This window comes from Massilia terrae, from assembly GCF_024753145.1.
GTDB classification, from domain to species: domain Bacteria; phylum Pseudomonadota; class Gammaproteobacteria; order Burkholderiales; family Burkholderiaceae_D; genus Telluria; species Telluria terrae.
The window spans coordinates 219647-241185 of the sequence record NZ_JANUGU010000002.1; the positions used below are offsets into that span (position 1 = coordinate 219647).

The following is a 21539-nucleotide window of genomic DNA, read 5'->3' on the forward strand; positions in this document are numbered from 1 at the left end:
CGCATCCTGTATCATTCGATAATCTGACCTGACAACATTCTGCCGCAATCGCCATGTCCATGTCCCTGACCCGCACCGCAAGTTTCCAAGCCCTTGAAACCCACGCCGTCGACGCTGAAGACTGGCAGATGAGGAGCCTGTTCGCCGCCGATCCGCAGCGCTTCGAGCGCATGTCGCTGGAGGCGGCCGGCCTGTTCCTAGACTATTCAAAAAACCGTCTGGACGGGCGCACGCTTGAACTGCTGGCGGCGCTGGCGCGCGAGCGCCAGGTCGAGCAGCGCCGCGACGCCATGTTCGCCGGCGAGAAGATCAACAACACCGAAAACCGCGCCGTCCTGCACACCGCCCTGCGCGCCCCGAAAAACGCCAGCCTGGTGGTCGACGGCCAGGACGTGATCGCCGACGTGCACGAGGTGCTCGGCCGCATCCATCGCTTCACCGACGCCGTGCGCAACGCCGAATGGCTGGGCCACACCGGCAAGCCGATCACCGACATCGTCAACATCGGCATCGGCGGCTCCGACCTCGGCCCCAAGATGGCCTGCCTGGCGCTGCGCCCCTTCGCCCATCCGCGCCTGGCCATGCACTTCGTCTCCAACGTCGACGGCCACGACATGGACGCCGCGCTGGAGAAGTGCGATCCCGAGACCACCCTGTTCATCGTCGCTTCCAAGACCTTCACCACCGCCGAGACCATGATGAACGCGCAGACCGCGCGCGCCTGGTTCGTCGAGCGCGCGCCGGAAGCGGCGCTGCCGAAGCACTTCGTCGCCGTCTCCACCAACACCGAAGCCGTGCGGGCCTTCGGCATCGACCCCGCCAACATGTTCCCGTTCTGGGACTGGGTCGGCGGCCGCTACTCCGTGTGGTCGGCGATCGGCCTGTCGGTCGCGCTGTGCGTCGGCTTCGGCTACTTCAGCGACTTCCTCGCCGGCGCGCATGCCATGGACGAGCACTTCCGCACCGCGCCCGTCGAGCAGAACATGCCGATGCTGCTTGGCCTGGTCGGATTCTGGAACCGCGAATTCCTTGGCTGCCCGTCGGTCTCGATCGCGCCCTACCACCAGGACCTGAACCGCTTCCCGGCCTACCTGCAGCAGCTCGAAATGGAAAGCAACGGCAAGCGCGTCACGCGCGACGGCGCGCTGGTCGAGTACGAGACCTGCCCGGCGATCTGGGGCGAATGCGGCACCAACGGACAGCACGCCTACTTCCAGCTGCTGCACCAGGGTACCGACGTGACGCCGATGGACTTCATCGCCGCGCTGCGTCCGGCGCACGAACTGCACAAGCACCACACCGCCCTGCTGGCCAACTGCTTCGCGCAGTCGGAGGCTTTCATGAAAGGGAAGACCGCGGACGAAGTGCGCAAGGACCTGCAGCAGCAAGGCCTGCCGCTGGCCGAGATCGAGCGCCTCACCCCGCACAAGACCTTCCCCGGCAACCGCCCCAGCAACACCATCCTGATGGACCACCTGAACCCGACATCGCTGGGCGCGCTGATCGCGCTGTACGAGCACAAGACCTTCGTACAGGGCGTGCTGTGGGACGTGAACAGCTTCGACCAATGGGGCGTCGAACTGGGCAAGGTGCTGGCCAAGAAGATCGAGGCGGAGCTCGGCGGCGAACCGCAGCCGGAGCAGCACGACAGCTCCACCAATGGCCTGATCGCCCGCGCCCGCGCCGCGGTTTGAGGAATACTGTTTATGCCGTTTGACGAACTACAGGTCGCCGTCAATCAGCCGATGCAGGTTGGCGAATGCCCGCTGTGGCATCACGCCGAGAAAAAGCTGTACTGGGTCGACATCGACGGCCACGCCGTGCACCGGCTCGACCCTGCCAGCGGCGGCACGACCTCATGGCGGATGGAGAAGCAGCCTTCGGCCATCGCCATCGATGCAGAAGGCGGCCTCGTGGTCGCGCAGCGCAGCGGCATCGTCCATCTGGATACTGCAACGGGAGCGGTCAAGACGATCGCACCCGCGCCCTACGACACCGCCACCATCCGCTTCAATGACGGCCGCGCCGACCCTGCGGGCCGCTTCTGGATCGGCGGGCGCGACGAAGCCAGCGGCCGCGAAGCCGCCGCGATGTACGTGCTGGAACATGGCCGCCTGCGCACCGAGTGGCCGGCGACACTGAAGAATTCGAACGGCCTCGGCTTCAGCCCCGACGGCCGCCGCATGTACCACACCGACACCGCCACGCACCGCATCGACTGCTACGACTTCGATGCCGCGACCGGCGCGGCCATCAACCGCCGCACCTTCCACCAGTTCGTATCGGACAAGAACGCGCCCGACTACGGCGGCCGCCCCGACGGCGCGACCGTGGACAGCGAAGGCAACTACTGGTGTGCGATGTTCGAAGGCGGCCGTGTGCTGTGCCTGTCGCCGGACGGCAAGATCATCCGCGAAGTGAAGCTGCCGCTGCGCTGTCCCACCATGCTGGCCTTCGGCGGCGAGGATTTGCGCACGCTGTACATCACCAGCGCCAGCCACGGACGGTCGGAAGCGGAGCGCGCGCAGTACCCGCTGACCGGCTGCGTCCTCTCGCTGCGCGTCGACATCGCCGGCCGCCCCGAACCGGCATACCAGCCCTAAAGCCGGCGCCGGCCGGTCAGCAGGCAGGCATCAGCGCGATTCCTTAAACAGGGCCGGATAGGTGATCCCCGCCAACGCGGCGCCCACCAAAGGCGCCAGCCAGAACAGCCAAAGCTGGTGCAAATATGCAGAGCCGGCGAACAGGGCCTGGCTTGTACTGCGGGCAGGATTAACCGACGTGTTCGTGACCGGAATGCTGATCAGGTGAATCAAGGTCAGACACAGACCGATCGCAATCGGTGCGAAACCGGCCGGTGCGCGCACATCGGTAGCCCCCAGGATGACCATCAAGAATCCAAAGGTCATCACCACTTCGCACACCAAGGCAGCGAGCAAGGAATACTTGCCGGGCGAGAGCTCGCCGTAACCGTTGGCGGCAAAGCCGCCGATTTCAAAACCGGGTTTCCCACTGGCGATCAGGTACAGGATCGCGGCAGCGATGCAGGCGCCGACCACTTGCGCGATCCAGTATGGCAGCACTTCACTCTTCGGAAAACGCCCCGCGGTACTCAAGCCGAGCGTTACGGCTGGATTCAGGTGACAGCCGGAAATGTGGCCGATCGCGAACGCCATCGTCAACACGGTCAGGCCAAAGGCCAGCGCGACTCCGTAAAAACCAATGCCGAGACCCGGAAAGGCGGCGGCAAGCACGGCGCTGCCGCAGCCACCCAACACCAACCAGAAGGTTCCAAGCGTTTCTGCGGCCAAGCGTTTTGATAATTGCATCATCCCCCCTATTCACATAGATAACGATGAACAACTTCCTGGCGTCTGCGGCTTCAACCTTACTGTTGCCAGCGTACAATAAAAATACGCGCAACCGAGCGTTGCCGCAACTAGTTTATGCGGCACCGCGCGGCCCTGCTATTTTTGCAATTCGGCAGTCGACGCGGCATACTGATAATAATGTGGCAAATTGTTTTCGATCCAAGGCAAAACGCCATCAAAGGGGTTAATAATGAGGCGGCGGGGAGTGCAGTTGGTGAAGATTCGATGGGTTCGCTGGGTAGCGTATGTAGTTGGCTTGCTGGCCGCATACACGGTCGCAGGCTTTTGGCTGGTGCCGACCCTGATCAAGAACCAGCTCCCCAAGATCGGACAATCCGTACTGGAACGCCAGGCCAAGGTCGGCGACGTCACCTTCAATCCCTACACCTTGCGCCTGGAAGCGCAGAACCTGAGCCTGGCCGAAGCCGATGGCAAGCCGCTGCTCGACGTCGGCAAACTCGCGGTCGAGATGGGGTGGAAATCGCTAATCCGGCGCGCCTGGAGTTTTGCCGAAATCAGCATCGGCGCGCCGAGCGTGCACCTGGCAATTACTCCCGACGGCAAGTTCAACCTGGCCGAGCTGCTGGACACGCTCGCCCGTCGCCCGCATGACAAATCCGACAAGCTGCCCCGCCTGATCATCGAGCGCCTCGCGCTGGAAGACGGCAAGGTGGAATGGCGCGACAGCCGCGCCGGCTTTGCCGACAACGTCGTGCCAATCCATTTCACGCTGGCCAATTTCAGCACCCTGCCCGACCAGACCGGCAATTACACGCTGAGTGCGGATCTTGAGCACGGCGGCAAGCTGCGCTGGAAGGGCGACGCTTCCCTCAGCCCGATCCGCGCCAGCGGCGAAGTGACACTGCAAGACGCGCCCCTGCCGCAGTTCGCCGTCTACCTCAAACCCTACACGACGGCGACCATGGCAGCCGGCAAGCTCGGCGCCACCTTGCCCTATCGCGTTTCCTACGACGGCGGCAAGTTCAACGCCAGCCTGGCCGGCGCCAGCCTCGCCCTGCGCGACCTGGCACTGGCGCGCCAGGGCGCCAGCGATTCCTTCACCACGCTGACGAGCCTGGACGTAAAAGACGTCAACGCCGACCTGCTGCGCCGCGAAGCGACGGTCGGTGAAGTGCGCGCCGACGGCGGCAAACTCACGATGCGGCGCGACGCCAAGGGTGAACTCGACCTGGCGCACCTGATGGTAGCTGCCACGGGTCCCGCAACCGTGCCTGCGCAACCGGTCGTCGTCAACAACTGGAAGCTGAAGCTGCAGCAGGTCGTCTTCGACCAGATTGCCATCACGGCCATCGATGAAACGGTCAAGCCCGCGGTGACGCTAAGCGCGAAGAAGGTGCGCCTGAACTTCGCCATGAGCGCCGAGCAGGCCGGCGCCACCCTCAAGCTGGCGGTGGACGGCGCCGCGCTCTCGCTTGGCGACCTGTCGCTGGCAAGTGGCGCGAAGACGCCATTCAAGCTGGCGCAGCTGGGCTTCAGCGACGGCGATTTCGACCTGGCCGCGCACCACGCCAGCATTGGCCGCATGTACGCCGATGAGGGCCAATTGCAGCTCACGCGCGACCACAAGGGCCGCCTCGATATCATGGGCCTGCTGCCCAAGTTCGGCGGCGACGGCAAATCGAAAGCATCGCCTGCCGCCAGCGAACCTTGGGTCGCGACAGTCAAGAACGTCGAACTGAACAAACTCGGCGCCGAAGTCCTGGACCAGGGTACCGGCATCAAGGTTCACGTACAAGATCTCGGCGTGAAGCTCGAAAACGCCTCGAACGACCTCAAACAGGCAATCAAGTTCGATGCCGGCCTTGGCTTGCGCGAAGGCGGCCGCCTGTCGGCGCAGGGATCCGTAGTGCCGGCGAACGGCACGGTGCAGGCCGATGTGCGCGTGACGCGCCTCGCGCTGGCGCCGCTGCAGCCCTTGCTGGGCCAATACGTGAAACTGAAAATCGCCGGCGGCAGCGTCTCGGCGCATGGACGCCTCACCACCAAGCCAGGCGGCAAGGCCAGCACCAGCCTGCGTTACGTGGGCGGATTCGAAGTGGCCGGCCTCGCGCTCAAGGAACTCACCGGCGAACCCTTCGCGAGCTGGAAGAGCGTGCGCGCCGACAAGCTCACCGCCAGCGTCGGCCCCAATCTGCTCGACATCCCCGTGCTGCGCGTGATCGAGCCTGATGCCAAGCTGTTCATCGAAGACGACCACAGCTTCAATGCCGCGCGCCTGCTGGTGCACGCCGACGGCAGTACCGCCGCCGCACCACAAGCTCCGGCGCAATCCTCGTCGCCCACCTTCCCGGTACGCATCCAGCAAATTCGCGTCGATAACGCCAAGCTCGATTTCACCGACCTGAGCCTGCGCCCGCAATTCAGCGCGAAGATTTATGAGCTGAACGGGATCGTCACCGGCCTGTCGACCAACCGCGATTCGCACAGCCAGCTTCAACTCGACGGCCGGGTCAACGAGTTCGGCATGGCCCGCATTCGCGGCGGCCTGAATACCTTCGCACCGCGCGAGGACACCGACATCAACGTCGTGTTCAAGAATGTCGACATGGTGTCGACCTCGCCGTACACGATGAAGTTCGCCGGCTACAAGGTCGCCGAGGGCAAGATCTCGCTCGACCTGCAGTACAAGATCCACAACAACCAGCTCGAAGGCACCAACCAGGTCGTCATCGACAACCTGACCCTGGGCGAGCGCATCGACAGCCCCGACGCGTTCAAGCTGCCGCTGTCGCTGGCGATCGCCATCCTGAAGGACAGCGACGGCCGCATCGACCTCGGCATCCCGGTCACCGGCAATATGGACGACCCGCAGTTCAGCTACGGCGCGCTCATCCGCAAGGCCATCGGCAACGTGCTGACCAAGATCGTCACCGCACCGTTCCGCGCGCTGGCAAGCCTGTTCGGCGGCAGCGGCGAGAGACTCGAAGCGATCGACTTCGATCCGGGCCGTGACACCCTGCTGCCGCCGGAGCGAGAAAAGCTGCAGAAGGTGGCGCAGATACTGGCCAAGCGCAAGCAACTGAAGCTGCTGGTGCCAGGCCAATACAGCGAGGCCGCCGACGGCGCCGCGCTGAAGGCCCGCGCGGTACGGGCTGAGATCGACAAGCGCGCCGGCATCAAGCTCGAAGCCGGCGAGAGGCCCGGCCCGCTGGACCTGGGCGACCGCGCCGTGCGCAGCGCCCTGCGCAGCCTGTATTCGGATCGCTTCGGCGCCGCGGAACTCGACAAGCAGAAAAAGGCGGCCGAACAGGCGCCCGCTTCCGCCGGCCAGAAGGCCCCGGACAAGCTGCCGATCTGGCAGCGCATGGGCAAGATGATCCAGGGCGAGCCGCAGGTAGCCGATGCAAGCGCCTTCTACCGCAATCTGCGCGACCGGCTGAATCAGGCGCAGCCGCTTCCGGCGGGCGCCCTGACGCAGCTGGGCACGCAGCGCGCACACGCCATTGTCGGCGCGCTGACCGAAGCTGGCGTGGACCCGGCGAGCGTGCAGGCGGGCGCACCGGCGGATGTCGGCGCCGAAGTCGGCAAGCCGGTCGCCCTCAAGCTGGACCTCGAGGCGAAGTAATCCGGAAGGTCGCGACGCGAAATCGCCAAGTCTGTCACACTAAGGCGGCTTTACCCCAACAGTCCAAACCAAGGAGGTCTCAGTGAGCATCGAAAAAGTACTCTACCGTTCCAAGGCAACCTCGCATGGCGGCCGTGAAGGCACCTCGCGCAGCTCCGACGGCGTGCTGGACCTGAAGCTGACCACGCCCAAGGAACTCGGCGGCGCAGGCGGCAACGGCACCAATCCGGAACAGCTGTTCGCAGCCGGCTACTCGGCCTGCTTCCTGGGCGCGCTCAAGTATGTCGCCGGCCAGCAGAAAGTCACGCTGCCGCAAGACCTTACCATCACCGGCGAAGTCGGCATCGGCCAGATCCCGACCGGCTTCGGCATCGAAGTCGACCTGACCATCAACGGCCCGGGCATGGACAAGGCGCAGCTGCAAGGCCTGGTCGACAAGGCGCACATCGTCTGCCCCTACTCCAACGCCACCCGCAACAACATCGACGTGCGCCTGCACGTCAACACCTGACCAAGCCCCGGCGCGGCTGCACCAAGGTACTTAGAGCGGCTGCAGGGAGCGCATCGCCTTTCGCATCTTCTCGGCGATCACCGATGTTCCGCTATGGGTCATGACCAGGTCGCACGTTGACCTGGTCATGCCGACATACAGCAAGCGGGCCTCCTCTTCGAGGTCATCGCCCTCTTCAATCGCGCCAATCCCCGGCATGCAAACGAATGGGAATTCCAAACCTTTGCTGCTATGTAAGGTAATGACCTTGACGCTGTTTTCGGTCGGCTCAAATTTTTTCCGACCTTTTGCATATTGCCAGAAGAACGGGATCCCGCGCCGACCCAATATTTCAGCAATATCGCGGCCTAGTGCATAGCGCCGATACAAGATAGCGATATCACTCCAGGGAACCCCGAGACGGCTCGCCTCTGCGACGCGGTCTGCTACCAGTTCAATCTCGGCTGTCGTATCTGGCAGCTCAATCAACACCGGCTTGGGGCCGTGCCTTCCGGCGCTCATCGGCGGGACGACCGGCACCTGGTCCTCGTCGCCGTCGCTGGCCGCAAGCAAGTCGTCAGCAAAAGCCTTCGCCACAGTTAAGACTTCCGCAGTGTTGCGGTAATTTAGCTTCAGAATCGTCGTCCTGCCCTTTGCTTGCACGCCAACGCTGGAGAACGAGAACTTCAGTTTATTTGCCGCGTTATAGATAGACTGCGCATCGTCATACAGCACGAGTAAGGAATTCGATGCGGGATTCACCATCTGAACGATCAGCTTGAACCATTCCGGCCTGAAATCATGGCCCTCGTCGACCAGTATGGCTTCATACTGCCCGGATGGAATGTGCCCTTGGTCGACGGCCTGGATGACCTTCTCGACGCAGGCTTGGGAAAAGTGATTCTTGTCCGCTTCTTGCGGCGGCTTCTCCACGTGAAAAGCGTCCAGCTGACGCACGCACCAAGCGTGGAAGTTGACGGCGGTGACCTTTGTCGACAGCCCTTTTTCCTCCATCAGCGAAGCCAGTTTCGCCGCCAGGGTTTTGTTATAACATAGGACGAGAATAGGCCGCTCGCAAGTGCGCGCCAAATGCTCCGCACGGTAGCCAAGAATCAGCGTCTTGCCGGACCCGGCCACGCCATGTATGACGCGGTGTCCGTCTCCGAGACTACGCGCCAGTTGCTCTTGTTGCAGGTCCATCACGCGCAGCACATCCGGCAGTTCGAGTGTTGGCTCGTCATCAAATAATTCGCGCTGCGCATCGATTCGAACCTCAGGAAACAGGTGCCAGCGAATGCGATCAATCTGGGGCAGTGTCAATTGCCGATTAAACTTAATCGGGAACATCTGCCATAGACGCTCCTGGAATGCAGCGCTGTCGACTGCCTCCACCATCTCGTCCTGGCAAATAACCAGATGTTCAGGCAGCACCTCGTTCAAGTCCGTGCTGTTGAGCTGCTTACGGGTGATGTTGCACAAAACTACTCCGTGAGCATATGGAAATGCTGGCTTGCCCTTGAGCGAACCCGAGGGCCAGACCAGCTGCGGATCCCGCTCGAGACGGTTGACGACGACGTACATATACTGCCTGGCCTGCTCAAGCGGATTCAGCACCTGCTTGACGCCGTCACCGACCACGATCGTGGCGTGCTGCTTGTCCATCGCACGCAGAGTGTCCAGACGCCAATCCTTCAGTTCGAGCACCAGCAAACCGCGGCGCGGATGCAGAATGACGAAATCGGGATGCTGGGTCCGCTCACCAATCGGTACGTCATACCAGCACAGATAGTCATTCTCGAGCTTGTCCTCCAGCCGCGACGCGAAGCGCCGCTCGCCTGCTGTCATTCTCGATGAGCACGCTCCGATCGCCGGAATAACGGTTGCCATAGATTCTCCTGTAATTACAGGATATTACCCTAAGGCAACACGGTCGGGCACTGGCAATCCTGCCAGGGGCAAGCTTCAACTTTCGGCGCGGCTGATCGCCATCTCCGGATGGTCGGGGTCGCGCAAATCGAGCGACACCTCATAGGCGCCCGGCTGGTCGGTCTGGATGACCAGCCGGCCGCCGTGGTACTTCAGCTTCGTGGTGGCGGACGTGTCGATCCGGGTATCGCCACGGGCCGGCGCGCCAAGCGCCAATTGGCCGTCCGCGGATTCCAGCCTCAATTTCGATTCGCCGCGCGACAGCGCAATCTGCGCTACATAGCGGCCCTTCTCCACCTCGCGGAACGGCGTTCCGGCATTCCACTTGAACGCGGAACTCTTTAAAAAAAGCGGCGTGGTCGCGATGAACTCGCGCTTGCGCTCCGCACTGGCCTGCGACCAGTATTCAAAGGTAATCAGCGCCTCGTCCGACAGCGAACTGTCCTGGATCGGCGTGACGAGCCGGTAACCGTCGGCGCGCAGCGTCTTGCGCTTGTCTTTGTCCACCAGCGTCACCTTCATCGGCCAGTCATCGAGCAGCAGGCCGAAGGTGGCCTTGCGCGACGTGCACCAGTCGCCGCCAAACAGCACGGTATTGTAGAAAGCGCGCTGCGCGAAGTTCAGCTCCTTCTTCCCGATGGCGATGGTCACTTCGCATTGCAAGCGCAGATCGCCCATCCTTCGCACGTTATCGGCCAGGCCGGGCGTCAGCACCTTGGTGTAATAGCTGATAGTCGACTTGTTGCGGTTCAGGACGAGGTCCGCGTCTTGGTCGAAGGCGGCCTGGCTGCGCGGCAGCGTGAACGTGCCATCGGCCTCGATCGGCAGCGGGATCGAAAACTCGTCCCCAGCAAGGCGCAAGGTCACGCTGTCCCATTTTTGCGGCTCGCCGTACGAAGCGCCGTTCTGCAGCAGCCTGAATTTCAGTGCCGCAGCCGGCGCCAGTTTGCGATGCTCATCGAACGCATCCAGGCCGGCAGACATGATGCGATAAGGCTTGAGTCCGTGCCGCGATCCATCGACCACCACCTCGGGTGTCGGGTTCCCATCCGGCGCCTGCTCGCCGGTCTGCGCGGCAGCCTGGCCAGATGCAGACATCGACAGCAGCGTGGAAACCGCCAGCGCTATCGGGAGTCGCATGCTCATGCCTTCGGCGTGAACGAATACGTGTTGTGATACTGGCCGTCGCTGCCCAGCCCCTTGGCCGTGCCCTGCTCGTCGCGCTTGAGCACCACCAGGCGATTCGCGGCGACGCTGAACGAGAAGTCCTCCTTCGACTGCTGCTCGAACGACAGGAATACCAGCACCTTGGCCTTGCGCTTGTGCGTAATGCTGGCCGCCAGCGGTACGTTGTCCGCGCCCAGCCAGACCTTCGCGATATGCGCGCTTTCCTTCATGCTGACATGCTCGTCGTCCGGATTGCGCTCGACCAGCGCCAGTTCCAGCAAACGGGTCGGCTTGCCTTGAAACGTGTCGGCCCGTTCCGACTTGAGCTTCGCGCCTTCGAGCGCCCGCAGCAAGGCCGGAGCGTAATTCACGGCGCTGCCGATGCGCAGCGCGGACGAGGTGCCAAGCACCGTTGACAGCATCTGTCTCGGCTTGCCGTTATTTGGTGGGTCCGCCTCCTCGGCTGCACGCTTGAGCGTGGATCGGTCCCAGCGGATGGTCAGGTTGCCGCCGTCATCCTCGACGATGGCGCTGGCGTTGGCGGTCTCCGGCGCCTTGTCCTTGTCGACTTCCTGCTTCGACTGGCGTGCATCGAAGGTGCCGCGCAAAGCGCCCTGTCCCTGCAGCGAACCGAGCGCATTACGCATATCGTCAAGGCCATTGGCGCAGGCGGCATTGGCAAACAAAAAAGCAAGCAGCGCAGCGTATTTCATCGAGGATCCTTTCTCAACAATCGCAATAGTCGAGCAACTATACCGAAGCACCGAGGCGCAAATTGCCGACTTTGTAATCGATTGTTTCGGCCATATGCACGCGCCACACGGTAAACTGTGCCCTTTCAGTTTCGCCGCAACCTGCCCATGTCGTTCACCTCTCTCGGCCTGATCGAACAGATCGCCGGCACCCTCGCCTCCCTCGGCTACAAGGCGCCCACGCCGGTCCAGGCCCAGGCCATTCCCGCCGTGCTCGCCGGGCGCGACGTGATGGCGCTCGCCGCCACCGGCACCGGCAAGACGGCCGGCTTTGCCGTGCCGCTGCTGCAGCGCCTCGTGATGGACGGCGCGCAGGTCGCCAGCAACTCCACCCGCGCGCTGGTGCTGGTGCCCACGCGCGAGCTGGCCGAGCAGGTCCACGACAGCGTGCGCGCCTACGGAGCGGGCTTGCCGCTGCGCACGCTGGTGGCCTACGGCGGCGTCTCCATCAACCCGCAGATGATGAAGCTGCGCCGCGGCGTCGACCTGCTGGTCGCCACGCCCGGCCGCCTGCTCGACCTGCACGGCAAGAACGCGCTCAAGCTGAACCAGGTGCAGACCCTCGTGCTGGACGAGGCCGACCGCATGCTCGACCTGGGCTTCGCGCGCGACCTCGACGTCATCCTGGCCGCGCTGCCGAACAAGCGCCAGACCTTGCTGTTCTCCGCCACCTTCTCCGACCCGATCCGCGCGCTGGCGGCCAAGCTGCTGCGCGACCCGGTGAGCATCGAGGCCAGCCCGCCCAACACCGCGCCCAAGGCGATCCGCCAGTGGGTGGTCCCGGTCGACAAGAAGCGCAAGCCCGACCTGTTCCTGCACCTGATGAAGAAGCACGGCTGGAGCCAGGTGCTCGCCTTCGCCAAGACGCGCAAAGGCGTGGACGAACTGGTCGGCCTGCTGTCGGCCAAGCGCATCGCGACGGACTCGATCCACGGCGACAAGCCACAGCCGGCCCGCCTGCGCGCGCTGGAGCGCTTCAAGGCCGGCGAAGTGAAGGTGCTGGTCGCCACCGACGTCGCCGCGCGCGGCCTCGACATCGAAGAACTGCCGGTCGTGGTCAACGTCGACCTGCCGATCGTGGCCGAGGACTACGTGCACCGCACCGGCCGCACCGGCCGCGCCGGGGCCTCAGGCGAAGCCGTGTCGCTGGTCTGCGCCGACGAAGTGCAGCTGCTGGCCGCGATCGAGCAGCTGACCGGCAAAACGCTCAAGCGCGTGGACGAAGCCGGTTTCGAGCCGGACCACCGCGTCCCGGAGACCAACGCCAGCGGCCAGGTGCTGAAGAAGCCCAAGAAACCGAAAAAGCCGAAGGGCGACGCGCCGGTGGTCGACGTCGACGTGCGCTTTCGCCGCTGACGGCGCGCCCCGCCGCCATTGGATATGGCACCATAGCCAGCCGGCAGCCCTCTCGTACCGTAGTAAATTTACTTGCAAACTCGCCATTTGCGTAGTAAATTTACACACCAAGCGTCCACCCACTTGCGATCGATACCCATGGCTATTTCTGATTTTGACCTCGTTCTCTTTGGCGGCAGCGGCGACCTCGCGATGCGCAAACTACTGCCCGCGATGTACGCACGCGACTACTGCCAGGACCTTCCCGACAGCGCGCGCATCATCTGCGTCGGCCGCAACGACTGGTCGCAGGAGCAGTTCCTGCAGACCGTCGAAGCCAGCGCCAAGCCGCACATCAAGGAGACCCCGGTCGACGAACACTGGCAGCGCTTCCTGCAGCGCATCGTGTACGTCCCGATCAACGCCTCCGACGTCAGCACCTACGGCAAGCTGGCCGACACGCTGCGCCGCGATCCCGCCATTACGCTGGTTTACTACCTGGCCACCCCGCCTTCGCTGTTCGCGACCATCTGCGACAACCTGAAGGCGACTGGCCTCGCGACCCCGAACTCGCGGGTGGTGCTGGAAAAGCCGCTCGGCCGCGACCTCGAAAGCGCCAAGCAGATCAACGCCGAAGTCGGCAAGGTGTTCGCCGAATCGCAGATCTACCGTATCGACCACTACCTCGGCAAAGAGACCGTGCAGAACCTGTTGGCCCTGCGCTTCGGGAACATCCTGTTCGAGCCGCTGTGGCGCCGCGAGTGGATCAGCGACGTGCAGATCACCATCGCCGAGAAGATCGGCGTCGGCAACCGCCTTGGCTACTACGACACCTCCGGCGCGCTGCGCGACATGCTGCAGAACCACCTGCTGCAGCTGCTGTGTATCGTCGCGATGGAGCCGCCCACCTCGATTTCGCCGGATGCCGTGCGCGACTCCAAGCTGCAGGTCCTGCGCTCGCTGAAGCGCTTCACCCCGACTACGCTGTCGCAGAACATCGTGCGCGGCCAGTACCGCGCCGGCTACGTAGACGGCAAACCGGTGCCGGGCTACCGCGAGGAGCCGGACGCACCGAAGCAGTCGAAGACCGAAACCTTCGTCGCCCTGAAAGCCGAAATCGACACCTGGCGCTGGGCCGGCGTGCCCTTCTATCTGCGCACCGGCAAGCGCATGTCCGACCGCCTGGCCGAGATCGTGGTGCGCTTCAAGCAGATCCCGCACTCGATCTTCAACCAGCCGACGTCGAGCTTCCAGCCCAACAGCCTGGTGATCCGCCTGCAGCCGGACGAAGGCCTGTCGCTGAACCTGATGGCCAAGACGCCGGGCGACAGCATGCGCCTGAAGCAGGCCGAACTCGAACTCGACTTCCGCGAGCAGTTCAAGGCGCCGCGCATGGAAGCCTACGAGCGCCTGCTGCTCGACGTGCTACGTGGCCAGCTCACCCTGTTCATGCGCGGCGACGAGCTGGAAGCCGCGTGGGAATGGGTCGAGCCTATCCTCGACCACTGGGACCAGGACGACAACTCGCCGCTGCCCTACGCATCGGGCACCTGGGGCCCGGCCGCATCGTCCGCGCTGATCGGCCGCGACGGCCTGCAATGGCGCGAAGAATCGCTGCCCGAAGACTGACGTGCTGCTCGATTCGATCCGTACCCAGCTCGACTCGCTCTCCAAATCGGAGCGCAAGGTCGCGCTTGCGGTGCTCGACAATCCGTCGGCCACGGTCAGCCAGAACATCACCGCGCTTGCCAAGAGCGCGGGAGTGTCCGAGCCGACCGTGGTGCGCTTTTGCCGCACGCTCGGCTACGACGGCTGGCATGAGTTCAAGCTGAAGCTGGCCCAGGGCCTGGCGCTCGCGCTGCCCGGCGCCACCGACCAGCCGGCGCAGGACGATCTCGCGGCGGACCTCGTCAACAAGATCTGCAGCCGCTCGATCAACACCCTGCTCGACCTGCGCAACAACCTGAACCCGGAGACGATCCAGAAGGCGCTCGACATCCTTTCGCGCGCCAACAAGATCGAGTTCTACGGCCAGGGTTCGTCGGGCTTTGTCGCGGCGGACGCGCAGCACAAGTTCTTCCGCTCTGGCGTGCCAACCGTGGCCTACACCGACCCGACCATCCACTCGATCGCCGCGGCGCTGGTGCGCGAAGGCGACGCGGTGGTGGCGATCTCCCAGCGTGGCAACAACGCGGCGCTGGTGCGCTCGGCCAAGCTCGCGCGCCGCGCTGGTGCGGACGTGATCGTGCTCGCGCCATCGGGCACGCAGCTGGCCGAGATGGCCACGGTGCTGATCCCGATCGACCTGGTCTTCAACATCGATCCCTACACGCCGATCTCCGCGCGCCTCGCCCACCTCGTCGTGATCGACGTGCTGGCCGTCGGCCTGGCCCTGAAGCGCGGCCCCGACTTCCGCAAGAAGATGCAGAACGCGCAGAAGGCGCTGCAAGAATTCGACATGCAGTTCGATTCCTTCATCGGCTAGATCATCTCCAGCGGCACCTTGCGCTTCGGCGGTGCGAAGGCGCGGTCGAGCGCTTGCAGGTCTTCCGGCGACAGCACGATGTCGAGCGAGCCGCAAATCTGTTCCACGTGATTCGGCGTCGCGGCCTTCGGGATCGCGATCACATCGCCACTGCGCATGACCCATGCCAGCGCGGCCTGCGCCGGTGAGCATGCATGCTCTTGCGCGATGCGGCACAGTGCCGCGTCATTCAATATCCTGCCCTGCTCCAGCGGCGAATACGCCATGACCGGCATTCGCTGCCGCGCGCACCACGGCAGCAGGTCGAACTCGATGCCGCGCCGCGACAGGTTGTACAACACCTGGTTGGTTTGCGCGTGCTCGCCGCCGGGAAGCGCGAACATCTCATCCATGTCCTCGGTATCGAAATTGCTGACGCCCCAGTGGCGAATTTTCCCGTCGCGCACGAGACGCTCAAGCGCGTCGACCGTTTCTGCCAGCGGCACGTTGCCGCGCCAGTGGAGCAGGTACAGGTCGATGTAATCGGTACCTAACCGCTGAAGACTCGCCTCGCACGCCGCGACCGTGCCCTTGCGCGAAGCGTGATGCGGCAGCACCTTGCTGACGATGAATGCGTCACCGCGCCGCCCTTCGAGCGCCTTGCCTACCACCTCCTCGGCGCCACCGTCGCCGTACATCTCCGCGGTATCCACCAGCCGCAGCCGCTGTCGAACGCGAGGCGCACGGCGTCGATTTCGTTTCGCCGGGTCTGCCGACTCTCGCCCATGCCCCAGGTGCCGACTCCGAGCACGGGAACTTTAAGGCCACTTGGAAGTCTTGTCATGAGCATTGAATACTCCAGTTTGGCTTCATTCAGCGTCTATAAATTTCGAGTCAAGTTCCCCAAAAAGCTTAGATCAAAGTCGAGGGCAACCGTGACGAGCCACCTTCCTCAATGGGTCCAAGATATGAGTGCCGTCACGGGTATCGCTGGCTTCGTTGTGACCTTGATCGTGATGTTCCAGGTTCATTCGATACGGATGACGTTTCGAGCTCGTGCTCGCCTTCCTCAGATTACCAAAGAACTGGCAAGAATTTGAATTGGGAATAATCATGTACGACGCAGACGATAAGACCACCACCCTCATCGTGAAGTTGAACAGGTTGACCTCCCTTGGAGAAATCAACTGGAGAGTCGAGCCGCCCCCACGAACGATCGTGCGGCGGATCGACGATCATATTCCGGTCTTCCTGCGCACTCTCTACAAGGACAGGCAGCTCGGCTTATTCCAGCAACGCTATCAAACGTATGATGACGAACGTGACCGCTTCTATTGGAGCGAGCGGGTAGTCCTCGCAATCCTAGACTCGAATGATGAGGTGCTTTTGGAGATCGCCAACAATTCGTCCGCCTTGAACGACTTGTTCGATACCGTCCGACGAAAGGTAGCCGACGTCGACAGCATCATCGATGACTTAATTAGCGATGCCGATGAGGATTCTGACCATCCCTTAAGTCATCCATGAAATCCATGTGCTAAAGTGCTCCGCTTGCTCCGAAACGACGGGCACTTTGAGCTTCGGCTGACCAAACCTACAGCACAACCATGGACAACAATACTCCACCACCGGAATTCTGGAATCGCGCCAACGCCCTCATCAACCTGGCGAACGACCAGTGCGATTCCGCGATCCCGAACGAAGTCGCCGCATCGACGATGTACGCCTCGGCCCGATTCAACGCCTTCATCGTCGCGACCACCACCGGCAGCGCGGAAAACATGAAAGCCGAGAAAGAGCGCGCGCTGGAATATTTCACCGACCAGTTCCGCAAAATGATGGAATCGAATCTCGACGACTTTGCCGAGAATTTCGAGAAGTACCTGGCACCGGCCGCTCGATAAGCTCCCTTCCATGAACAAGCGCCATACCTTCCACCAGCTGGACGTCTTCACCGACATCCCATACAAGGGCAATCCCCTTGCGGTGGTCCATGACGCGCAAGACCTCAGCGATGCGCAGATGGCGTCGTTTGCGCACTGGACCAATCTGTCCGAAACGACCTTCCTGTTACCCCCGGCAGATCCGGCAGCCGATTATCGTGTGCGCATCTTCACGCCGGGAGGCGAGCTTCCTTTTGCCGGTCACCCCACCCTGGGCAGTTGCGCAGCCTGGCTCAAGGCTGGCGGCGCACCGCGCGAGGAAGGCGTGGTTGTGCAGGAATGCGGCGTAGGACTCGTGCGCATCCGGCGTAGCGGCAAGCGGCTCGCATTTGCCGCGCCGCCTTTGCGCCGGAGTGGGCCACTCGATTCGGCCTCGCTGCAGCAAATCAAACAGGCGCTCGGCCTGGCCAATGATGACATCGTGGACCATCAATGGGTCGACAACGGCCCCGGCTGGTGTGCGCTGATGTTGCGCTCCGCCGAGCAGGTCCTCGCGGTCAAACCTGATTTCGCTGCCTTGGGCGACATCAGGCTGGGCATCGCGGCACCGCAGCTGGCCGGCGCCGACACCGATTACGAAGTGCGCGTGTTCGTGCCATCGCTAGGTGTTCCGGAAGACCCGGTGACCGGCAGCCTGAACGCCGGCTTGGCCCAGTGGCTCATCGGTACCGGAGCCGTCGCGGACAGTTATGTGGCGGCGCAAGGCACCGCACTTGGCCGAGCAGGAAGAGTGTTCGTCGAACGTGTTGGCGACGACATCTGGATCGGCGGCGAAGTCGTCAGCTGCATCGAGGGAACGGTCGATTTTCCGGCTGCATGATCCCTGCACGAGGGCCGCTGATCATTTCATGTGATTCGCGCCCTCTTTTTTGTTATTCTTGAAAGATCATTTCTTTCAGGAGACACCGTGCTGCGACTCGCCGCTCTTTTGTCTACGCTGGTTCTGCCATGCGCCTTTGCCGCCGCGCCGGATCCGGCAATCACCCATGCCCGTGCCCTGCTCAAGTCGACCATCCTGATCGATGGCCACAACGATCTGCCGTGGGAAATCCGCGAGGACGAGAAGGCGCCGATGGACGTGGAGGCTTATGACCTGCGCCAGCACACGCGCGGCGAGACCGACCTCGCACGCCTGAAACAAGGACAGGTGCGGGGACAATTCTGGTCCATCTACGTGCCGGGCGAAATCAAGGACGGCTACGCGCGCACCCAGCTGGAGCAGTTCGACATCGCCAAACGCATGATCGCCCGTTATCCGGAAGCGATGGAGCTCGCGCTCACTTCGGCCGACGTGCGCCGCATCGCCGCCAAGGGCAAGGTCGCCTCGCTGCTGGGCATGGAAGGCGGCCATGTGCTGGAAAACTCCCTCGGCGCACTGCGCGCTTATTACGACCTCGGCGCGCGCTACATGACGCTGACCCACAACGTGACGCTGGACTGGGCCGACGCCGCGCTGGATGAGCCGCGCCACCATGGCCTGACGCCGTTCGGCAAGGAAGTGGTGCGCGAGATGAACCGGCTTGGCATGCTGGTCGATGTCAGCCACGTGTCCCCGGACGTGATGCGCAACGTGCTCGATGTCAGCGCGGCCCCGGTGATCTTCTCGCACAGCTCGGCCCTGGCGCTGACTGACCATCCGCGCAATGTTCCGGACGACGTGTTGAAACGGATGAAGGATAACGGCGGCGTGGTGATGGTGACTTTCGTGCCGCAGTTCGTAAACCAGGCAACGCGCGCGTGGAATGTCGAGCTGAACCGCCAATCCAAAGGTGTGGCGGCCGAAGCGGATCTCAAGCGCATCGAAGCTGCCTACATCAAGGAACACGGTCCGGCGCCGAAAGCCACACTGAAGGATGTAGCCGACCACATCGACTATGTCGTCAAATTGGCCGGTCACGACCACGTCGGCCTGGCCGCCGATTTCGCCGGTGGGAGCTCGCCAGTTGGACTGGAAGACGTGTCCAAATATCCGGACTTGTTCGCCGAGCTGATCCGCCGCGGCTGGAGCGATGCCGACCTGAAGAAGCTGGCCGGCGAAAACGTCCTGCGCGTCTTTGCCCAGGCGGAGCAGGTGTCCAAGCGCCTCCAGAAAGAACGTCCACCGAGCGTCGCCACCATCAGCGCACTGGATCACTAAGGAGCATTTGGATGGGCAAGAACCGAATAGAAGCCTTCAGCGACGGCGTCATCGCGATCATCATCACGATCATGGTGCTGGAGCTGAAGGTCCCGCACGGCTCCTCCTTGGATGTGCTGCTTCCGCTATTGCCGGTGCTCATGAGCTACGTGCTTAGTTTCCTGTACGTCGGCATCTACTGGAACAACCATCACCATCTGTTCCATGCGACCAAGCACGTCGCGGGGAACATCCTCTGGTACAACCTGCACCTGCTGTTCTGGCTGTCACTGTTCCCGTTCGCGACTGCATGGATGGGCGAGAATCATTTTGCGACCTACCCTGTCGCGCTGTACGGCTGTGTGCTGATGATGGCGGCCATCGCCTACTACTTCCTCGTGCGTGCATTGATTCATCACCACGGCCACCAATCGGAATTCGCGGTCGCGTTTGGCAGAGACACAAAAGGTAAGCTGTCGATTGTCGCCTACCTGGTTGGGGTCGTTCTGTCTTGCGTTCACCCTTGGCTCGGCCTCGCGATGTATTTTGCCGTCGCCCTGTCGTGGTTCATTCCGGACCGCCGCGTCGAAAAGCATTCGGCCAGCGCGGAATAGCACGCAGCCCCCTCTTGACAAAGAATCCAGATCGGCCGATTATTTCGATAATCATCTAATTAGGTGAAAATCGAATAATCGGAGGAGTGATGAAATCTGGTTTCGCGAAATGGCTGCTGGGTATGGTGCTTTGTGGGTTGGCGGCGCTGGCGTCCGCCGCCGAGTTCCAGGAACAAGCTGTCACGCTGGACACCGGCACCGGTACGCTGTTCGGCTCCCTGCTTCTGCCCGCGATGCAAGGCAAGGTCCCGGTGGCGCTGATCATCGCGGGCTCCGGCCCGACGGACCGCAATGGCAATAATCGCCTGATCCCCGGAAGTAACGACAGCCTGAAAATGCTGGCGCAAACGCTGGCTGGCGATGGCGTCGCCTCGCTCCGCTACGATAAGCGTGGCATCGCGGCCAGCGCCGCTGCAATGGGCAAGGAATCGGACCTGCGCTTCGACATGTACGTCAACGACGCCGCGGCTTGGGTGGAAAAGCTCAGGGCCGATCCGCGCTTCGGCCAGATCGTCGTCATCGGCCACAGCGAAGGCTCGCTGATCGGCATGCTGGCCGCGCAGAAGACCAAGCCGGCGGCCTACGTTTCGCTTGCGGGCGCAGGCGATTCCGCCCCGGTCGTCCTGCGCAAGCAACTCGCCGGCAAACTGCCGCCTGCGCTGGCAAGCGAAAACGAACGCATCCTCACTTCGCTGGAGCATGGCCAGTCGACGGACGCGGTGCCGCCGGAACTCGCCAGGCTTTATCACCAGGGCGTCCAGCCCTATCTGGTTTCATGGTTCCGCTACTCGCCGGCGCAGACCGTCAAGTCGCTCGACATGCCTGTCCTGATCGTCCAGGGCGATACCGATATCCAGGTCGGCGTCGATCAGGCGCAAGCGCTGAAGGCCGCCAAGCCGGATGCGACACTGGCCATCATCCCGGGCATGAACCACGTCCTCAAGATGGTAGCCGCGGACTCGAAGATGCCGCTCGCGTCCTACGGCGATCCTACTTTGCCTCTGGCGCCGCAGCTGCTCACCACGCTGAAAGACTTCCTGGTTTCGGCGCACATCATCGCGCCTGCCCGCTGATCCCAATGACCGACCACTGCACGTCGACCACCGGCGTGCGCGTCTCGCGGTCGCGCCGGTAGCTGTGGAAGGTGAACGGCGCGTCCTCGTGCGGACGGTGGCACATCGTGCACTCCTCCCGCACCGAGACCGACGTGAAACCGGCATCACGCACTTGCCGCCGCGCGATCGCGCCGAGGTCCAGCAAGCGGCCGCGCGGCGCGACCAGTTCGCGCGGCATCTCCCACCGCGTGCAGAACTGCTCGATCACCTCCTCTGACACTTCGTAGCAGCACGACCCGGCTGACGGCCCGAGCGCCGCGGTCCAAGCGGCAGGATCATCTCCGCGCTCGCGCAGCAGTTCCACGAAACGATCCACGATACCGGCCAGCGCGCCGCGCCAGCCCGCGTGCAGCGCCGCGACGGCGCGCCCGTCCGAGCGCGCCAGCAGGATCGGCACGCAGTCCGCGGTCGCGATACTCAACAGGAGGCCTGGCCGCTCGGTGTACATGCCGTCCGCTTCGCCGCAGTCTTCGCGCTGCCGGTCGACCACGGCGATGCGTGTCCCGTGCCGCTCGTGCTGGATCGGCCGCTTGGGCCACCAGGCTGAAAACAGCGCCGCCATGTCGTCGGCGCGGGTACCGAAGCCGTGGACAATGCCGCCGACCGCGGTCAAGGATGAACTCTTTAACATCACGAAGCAGGTATTGAAGAAGTGTCCAT

At 63.1% G+C, this 21539-nt stretch carries 18 protein-coding genes and 1 pseudogene; 13 read left to right on the forward strand and 6 right to left on the reverse strand.

Going from position 1 to position 21539, the window contains the following annotated elements; all coding sequences use genetic code 11:
* The first annotated feature begins 53 nt into the window (after positions 1-53).
* Both pgi and NX778_RS08230 read left to right on the forward strand, forming a co-directional pair.
* Positions 54-1694 (forward strand): glucose-6-phosphate isomerase, encoded by a 1641-nt coding sequence (pgi, locus tag NX778_RS08225; RefSeq protein ID WP_258811238.1) that lies wholly within the window; start codon positions 54-56, stop codon positions 1692-1694.
* Positions 1695-1706: 12 nt separating this feature from the next.
* Entirely contained in the window at positions 1707-2603 is an 897-nt protein-coding gene (locus NX778_RS08230) for an SMP-30/gluconolactonase/LRE family protein (protein WP_258811239.1), read from the forward strand.
* A gap of 30 nt (positions 2604-2633) precedes the next feature.
* Here NX778_RS08230 and aqpZ read toward each other — a convergent pair whose 3' ends face one another.
* Positions 2634-3329 (reverse strand): aquaporin Z, encoded by a 696-nt coding sequence (gene aqpZ / locus NX778_RS08235; protein ID WP_258811755.1) that lies wholly within the window; start codon positions 3327-3329, stop codon positions 2634-2636.
* 256 nt (positions 3330-3585) lie between these two features.
* Between aqpZ and NX778_RS08240 the strand changes: the two genes are divergently transcribed.
* Positions 3586-6957 carry a DUF748 domain-containing protein gene (locus NX778_RS08240; RefSeq protein WP_258811240.1) on the forward strand — a complete coding sequence of 1124 codons (3372 nt, stop codon included), beginning with the start codon at positions 3586-3588 and terminating at the stop codon, positions 6955-6957.
* Positions 6958-7039: 82 nt separating this feature from the next.
* Positions 7040-7468, forward strand: a complete 429-nt coding sequence (locus NX778_RS08245; protein ID WP_258811241.1) for an organic hydroperoxide resistance protein — start codon at positions 7040-7042, stop codon at positions 7466-7468.
* A 30-nt stretch (positions 7469-7498) separates the two neighbouring features.
* Here NX778_RS08245 and NX778_RS08250 read toward each other — a convergent pair whose 3' ends face one another.
* The 3 genes from NX778_RS08250 to NX778_RS08260 all read right to left on the reverse strand — a co-directional run bounded on the left by NX778_RS08250 (position 7499) and on the right by NX778_RS08260 (position 11253).
* A complete protein-coding gene (locus tag NX778_RS08250) occupies positions 7499-9334 on the reverse strand; it encodes a DEAD/DEAH box helicase (RefSeq protein ID WP_258811242.1) in 1836 nt (611 codons plus the stop codon).
* Between the two features lie 75 nt (positions 9335-9409).
* The gene (locus tag NX778_RS08255; RefSeq protein WP_258811243.1) at positions 9410-10513 is read right to left on the reverse strand and encodes a hypothetical protein; all 1104 of its coding nucleotides are present in this window, start codon (positions 10511-10513) and stop codon (positions 9410-9412) included.
* A gap of 2 nt (positions 10514-10515) precedes the next feature.
* The gene (locus tag NX778_RS08260; RefSeq protein ID WP_258811244.1) at positions 10516-11253 is read right to left on the reverse strand and encodes a hypothetical protein; all 738 of its coding nucleotides are present in this window, start codon (positions 11251-11253) and stop codon (positions 10516-10518) included.
* Positions 11254-11400: 147 nt separating this feature from the next.
* On the opposite strand from NX778_RS08260, the gene NX778_RS08265 reads away from it, so the two are divergent.
* The 3 genes from NX778_RS08265 to NX778_RS08275 all read left to right on the forward strand — a co-directional run bounded on the left by NX778_RS08265 (position 11401) and on the right by NX778_RS08275 (position 15112).
* The gene (locus tag NX778_RS08265; protein ID WP_258811245.1) at positions 11401-12648 is read left to right on the forward strand and encodes a DEAD/DEAH box helicase; all 1248 of its coding nucleotides are present in this window, start codon (positions 11401-11403) and stop codon (positions 12646-12648) included.
* A 138-nt stretch (positions 12649-12786) separates the two neighbouring features.
* Positions 12787-14256 carry a glucose-6-phosphate dehydrogenase gene (gene zwf, locus NX778_RS08270; protein ID WP_258811246.1) on the forward strand — a complete coding sequence of 490 codons (1470 nt, stop codon included), beginning with the start codon at positions 12787-12789 and terminating at the stop codon, positions 14254-14256.
* Position 14257: 1 nt separating this feature from the next.
* Positions 14258-15112 carry an SIS domain-containing protein gene (locus NX778_RS08275; protein WP_258811247.1) on the forward strand — a complete coding sequence of 285 codons (855 nt, stop codon included), beginning with the start codon at positions 14258-14260 and terminating at the stop codon, positions 15110-15112.
* Here the strand turns inward: NX778_RS08275 and NX778_RS08280 are convergent.
* A pseudogene (locus NX778_RS08280) lies at positions 15109-15941 on the reverse strand (aldo/keto reductase). The gene NX778_RS08275 and the pseudogene NX778_RS08280 overlap by 4 nt on opposite strands.
* A gap of 263 nt (positions 15942-16204) precedes the next feature.
* Between NX778_RS08280 and NX778_RS08285 the strand changes: the two are divergent.
* The 6 genes from NX778_RS08285 (at position 16205) to NX778_RS08310 (ending at position 20837) form a co-directional block, all read left to right on the forward strand.
* Entirely contained in the window at positions 16205-16618 is a 414-nt protein-coding gene (locus NX778_RS08285) for a hypothetical protein (protein WP_258811248.1), read from the forward strand.
* 80 nt (positions 16619-16698) lie between these two features.
* A complete protein-coding gene (locus NX778_RS08290; RefSeq protein ID WP_258811249.1) occupies positions 16699-16995 on the forward strand; it encodes a DUF3144 domain-containing protein in 297 nt (98 codons plus the stop codon).
* A 10-nt stretch (positions 16996-17005) separates the two neighbouring features.
* Positions 17006-17854 carry a PhzF family phenazine biosynthesis protein gene (locus NX778_RS08295; protein WP_258811250.1) on the forward strand — a complete coding sequence of 283 codons (849 nt, stop codon included), beginning with the start codon at positions 17006-17008 and terminating at the stop codon, positions 17852-17854.
* Between the two features lie 87 nt (positions 17855-17941).
* On the forward strand, positions 17942-19171 hold the full coding sequence (locus NX778_RS08300) for a dipeptidase (protein ID WP_258811251.1): 1230 nt from the start codon (positions 17942-17944) through the stop codon (positions 19169-19171).
* A gap of 11 nt (positions 19172-19182) precedes the next feature.
* Complete coding sequence (locus NX778_RS08305) at positions 19183-19764, forward strand: TMEM175 family protein (protein ID WP_258811252.1); 582 nt, start codon at positions 19183-19185, stop codon at positions 19762-19764.
* 89 nt (positions 19765-19853) lie between these two features.
* Positions 19854-20837 carry an alpha/beta hydrolase gene (locus NX778_RS08310; protein WP_258811253.1) on the forward strand — a complete coding sequence of 328 codons (984 nt, stop codon included), beginning with the start codon at positions 19854-19856 and terminating at the stop codon, positions 20835-20837.
* Here the strand turns inward: NX778_RS08310 and pgeF are convergent.
* Positions 20818-21510 (reverse strand): peptidoglycan editing factor PgeF, encoded by a 693-nt coding sequence (gene pgeF, locus NX778_RS08315; protein ID WP_258811254.1) that lies wholly within the window; start codon positions 21508-21510, stop codon positions 20818-20820. The genes NX778_RS08310 and pgeF overlap by 20 nt on opposite strands.
* Positions 21511-21539: the final 29 nt, after the last annotated feature.

Bases quoted from the DNA above. Each gene is read 5' to 3' on its own strand.
- pgi (WP_258811238.1), top strand. From the start codon at position 54: ATGTCCATGTCCCTGACCCGCACCGCAAGTTTCCAAGCCCTTGAAACC.
- NX778_RS08230 (WP_258811239.1), top strand. From the start codon at position 1,707: ATGCCGTTTGACGAACTACAGGTCGCCGTCAATCAGCCGATGCAGGTT.
- aqpZ (WP_258811755.1), bottom strand. From the start codon at position 3,329: ATGCAATTATCAAAACGCTTGGCCGCAGAAACGCTTGGAACCTTCTGG.
- NX778_RS08250 (WP_258811242.1), bottom strand. From the start codon at position 9,334: ATGGCAACCGTTATTCCGGCGATCGGAGCGTGCTCATCGAGAATGACA.
- NX778_RS08255 (WP_258811243.1), bottom strand. From the start codon at position 10,513: ATGCGACTCCCGATAGCGCTGGCGGTTTCCACGCTGCTGTCGATGTCT.
- NX778_RS08260 (WP_258811244.1), bottom strand. From the start codon at position 11,253: ATGAAATACGCTGCGCTGCTTGCTTTTTTGTTTGCCAATGCCGCCTGC.
- NX778_RS08265 (WP_258811245.1), top strand. From the start codon at position 11,401: ATGTCGTTCACCTCTCTCGGCCTGATCGAACAGATCGCCGGCACCCTC.
- zwf (WP_258811246.1), top strand. From the start codon at position 12,787: ATGGCTATTTCTGATTTTGACCTCGTTCTCTTTGGCGGCAGCGGCGAC.
- NX778_RS08285 (WP_258811248.1), top strand. From the start codon at position 16,205: ATGTACGACGCAGACGATAAGACCACCACCCTCATCGTGAAGTTGAAC.
- NX778_RS08290 (WP_258811249.1), top strand. From the start codon at position 16,699: ATGGACAACAATACTCCACCACCGGAATTCTGGAATCGCGCCAACGCC.
- NX778_RS08295 (WP_258811250.1), top strand. From the start codon at position 17,006: ATGAACAAGCGCCATACCTTCCACCAGCTGGACGTCTTCACCGACATC.
- NX778_RS08305 (WP_258811252.1), top strand. From the start codon at position 19,183: ATGGGCAAGAACCGAATAGAAGCCTTCAGCGACGGCGTCATCGCGATC.
- NX778_RS08310 (WP_258811253.1), top strand. From the start codon at position 19,854: ATGAAATCTGGTTTCGCGAAATGGCTGCTGGGTATGGTGCTTTGTGGG.
- pgeF (WP_258811254.1), bottom strand. From the start codon at position 21,510: ATGTTAAAGAGTTCATCCTTGACCGCGGTCGGCGGCATTGTCCACGGC.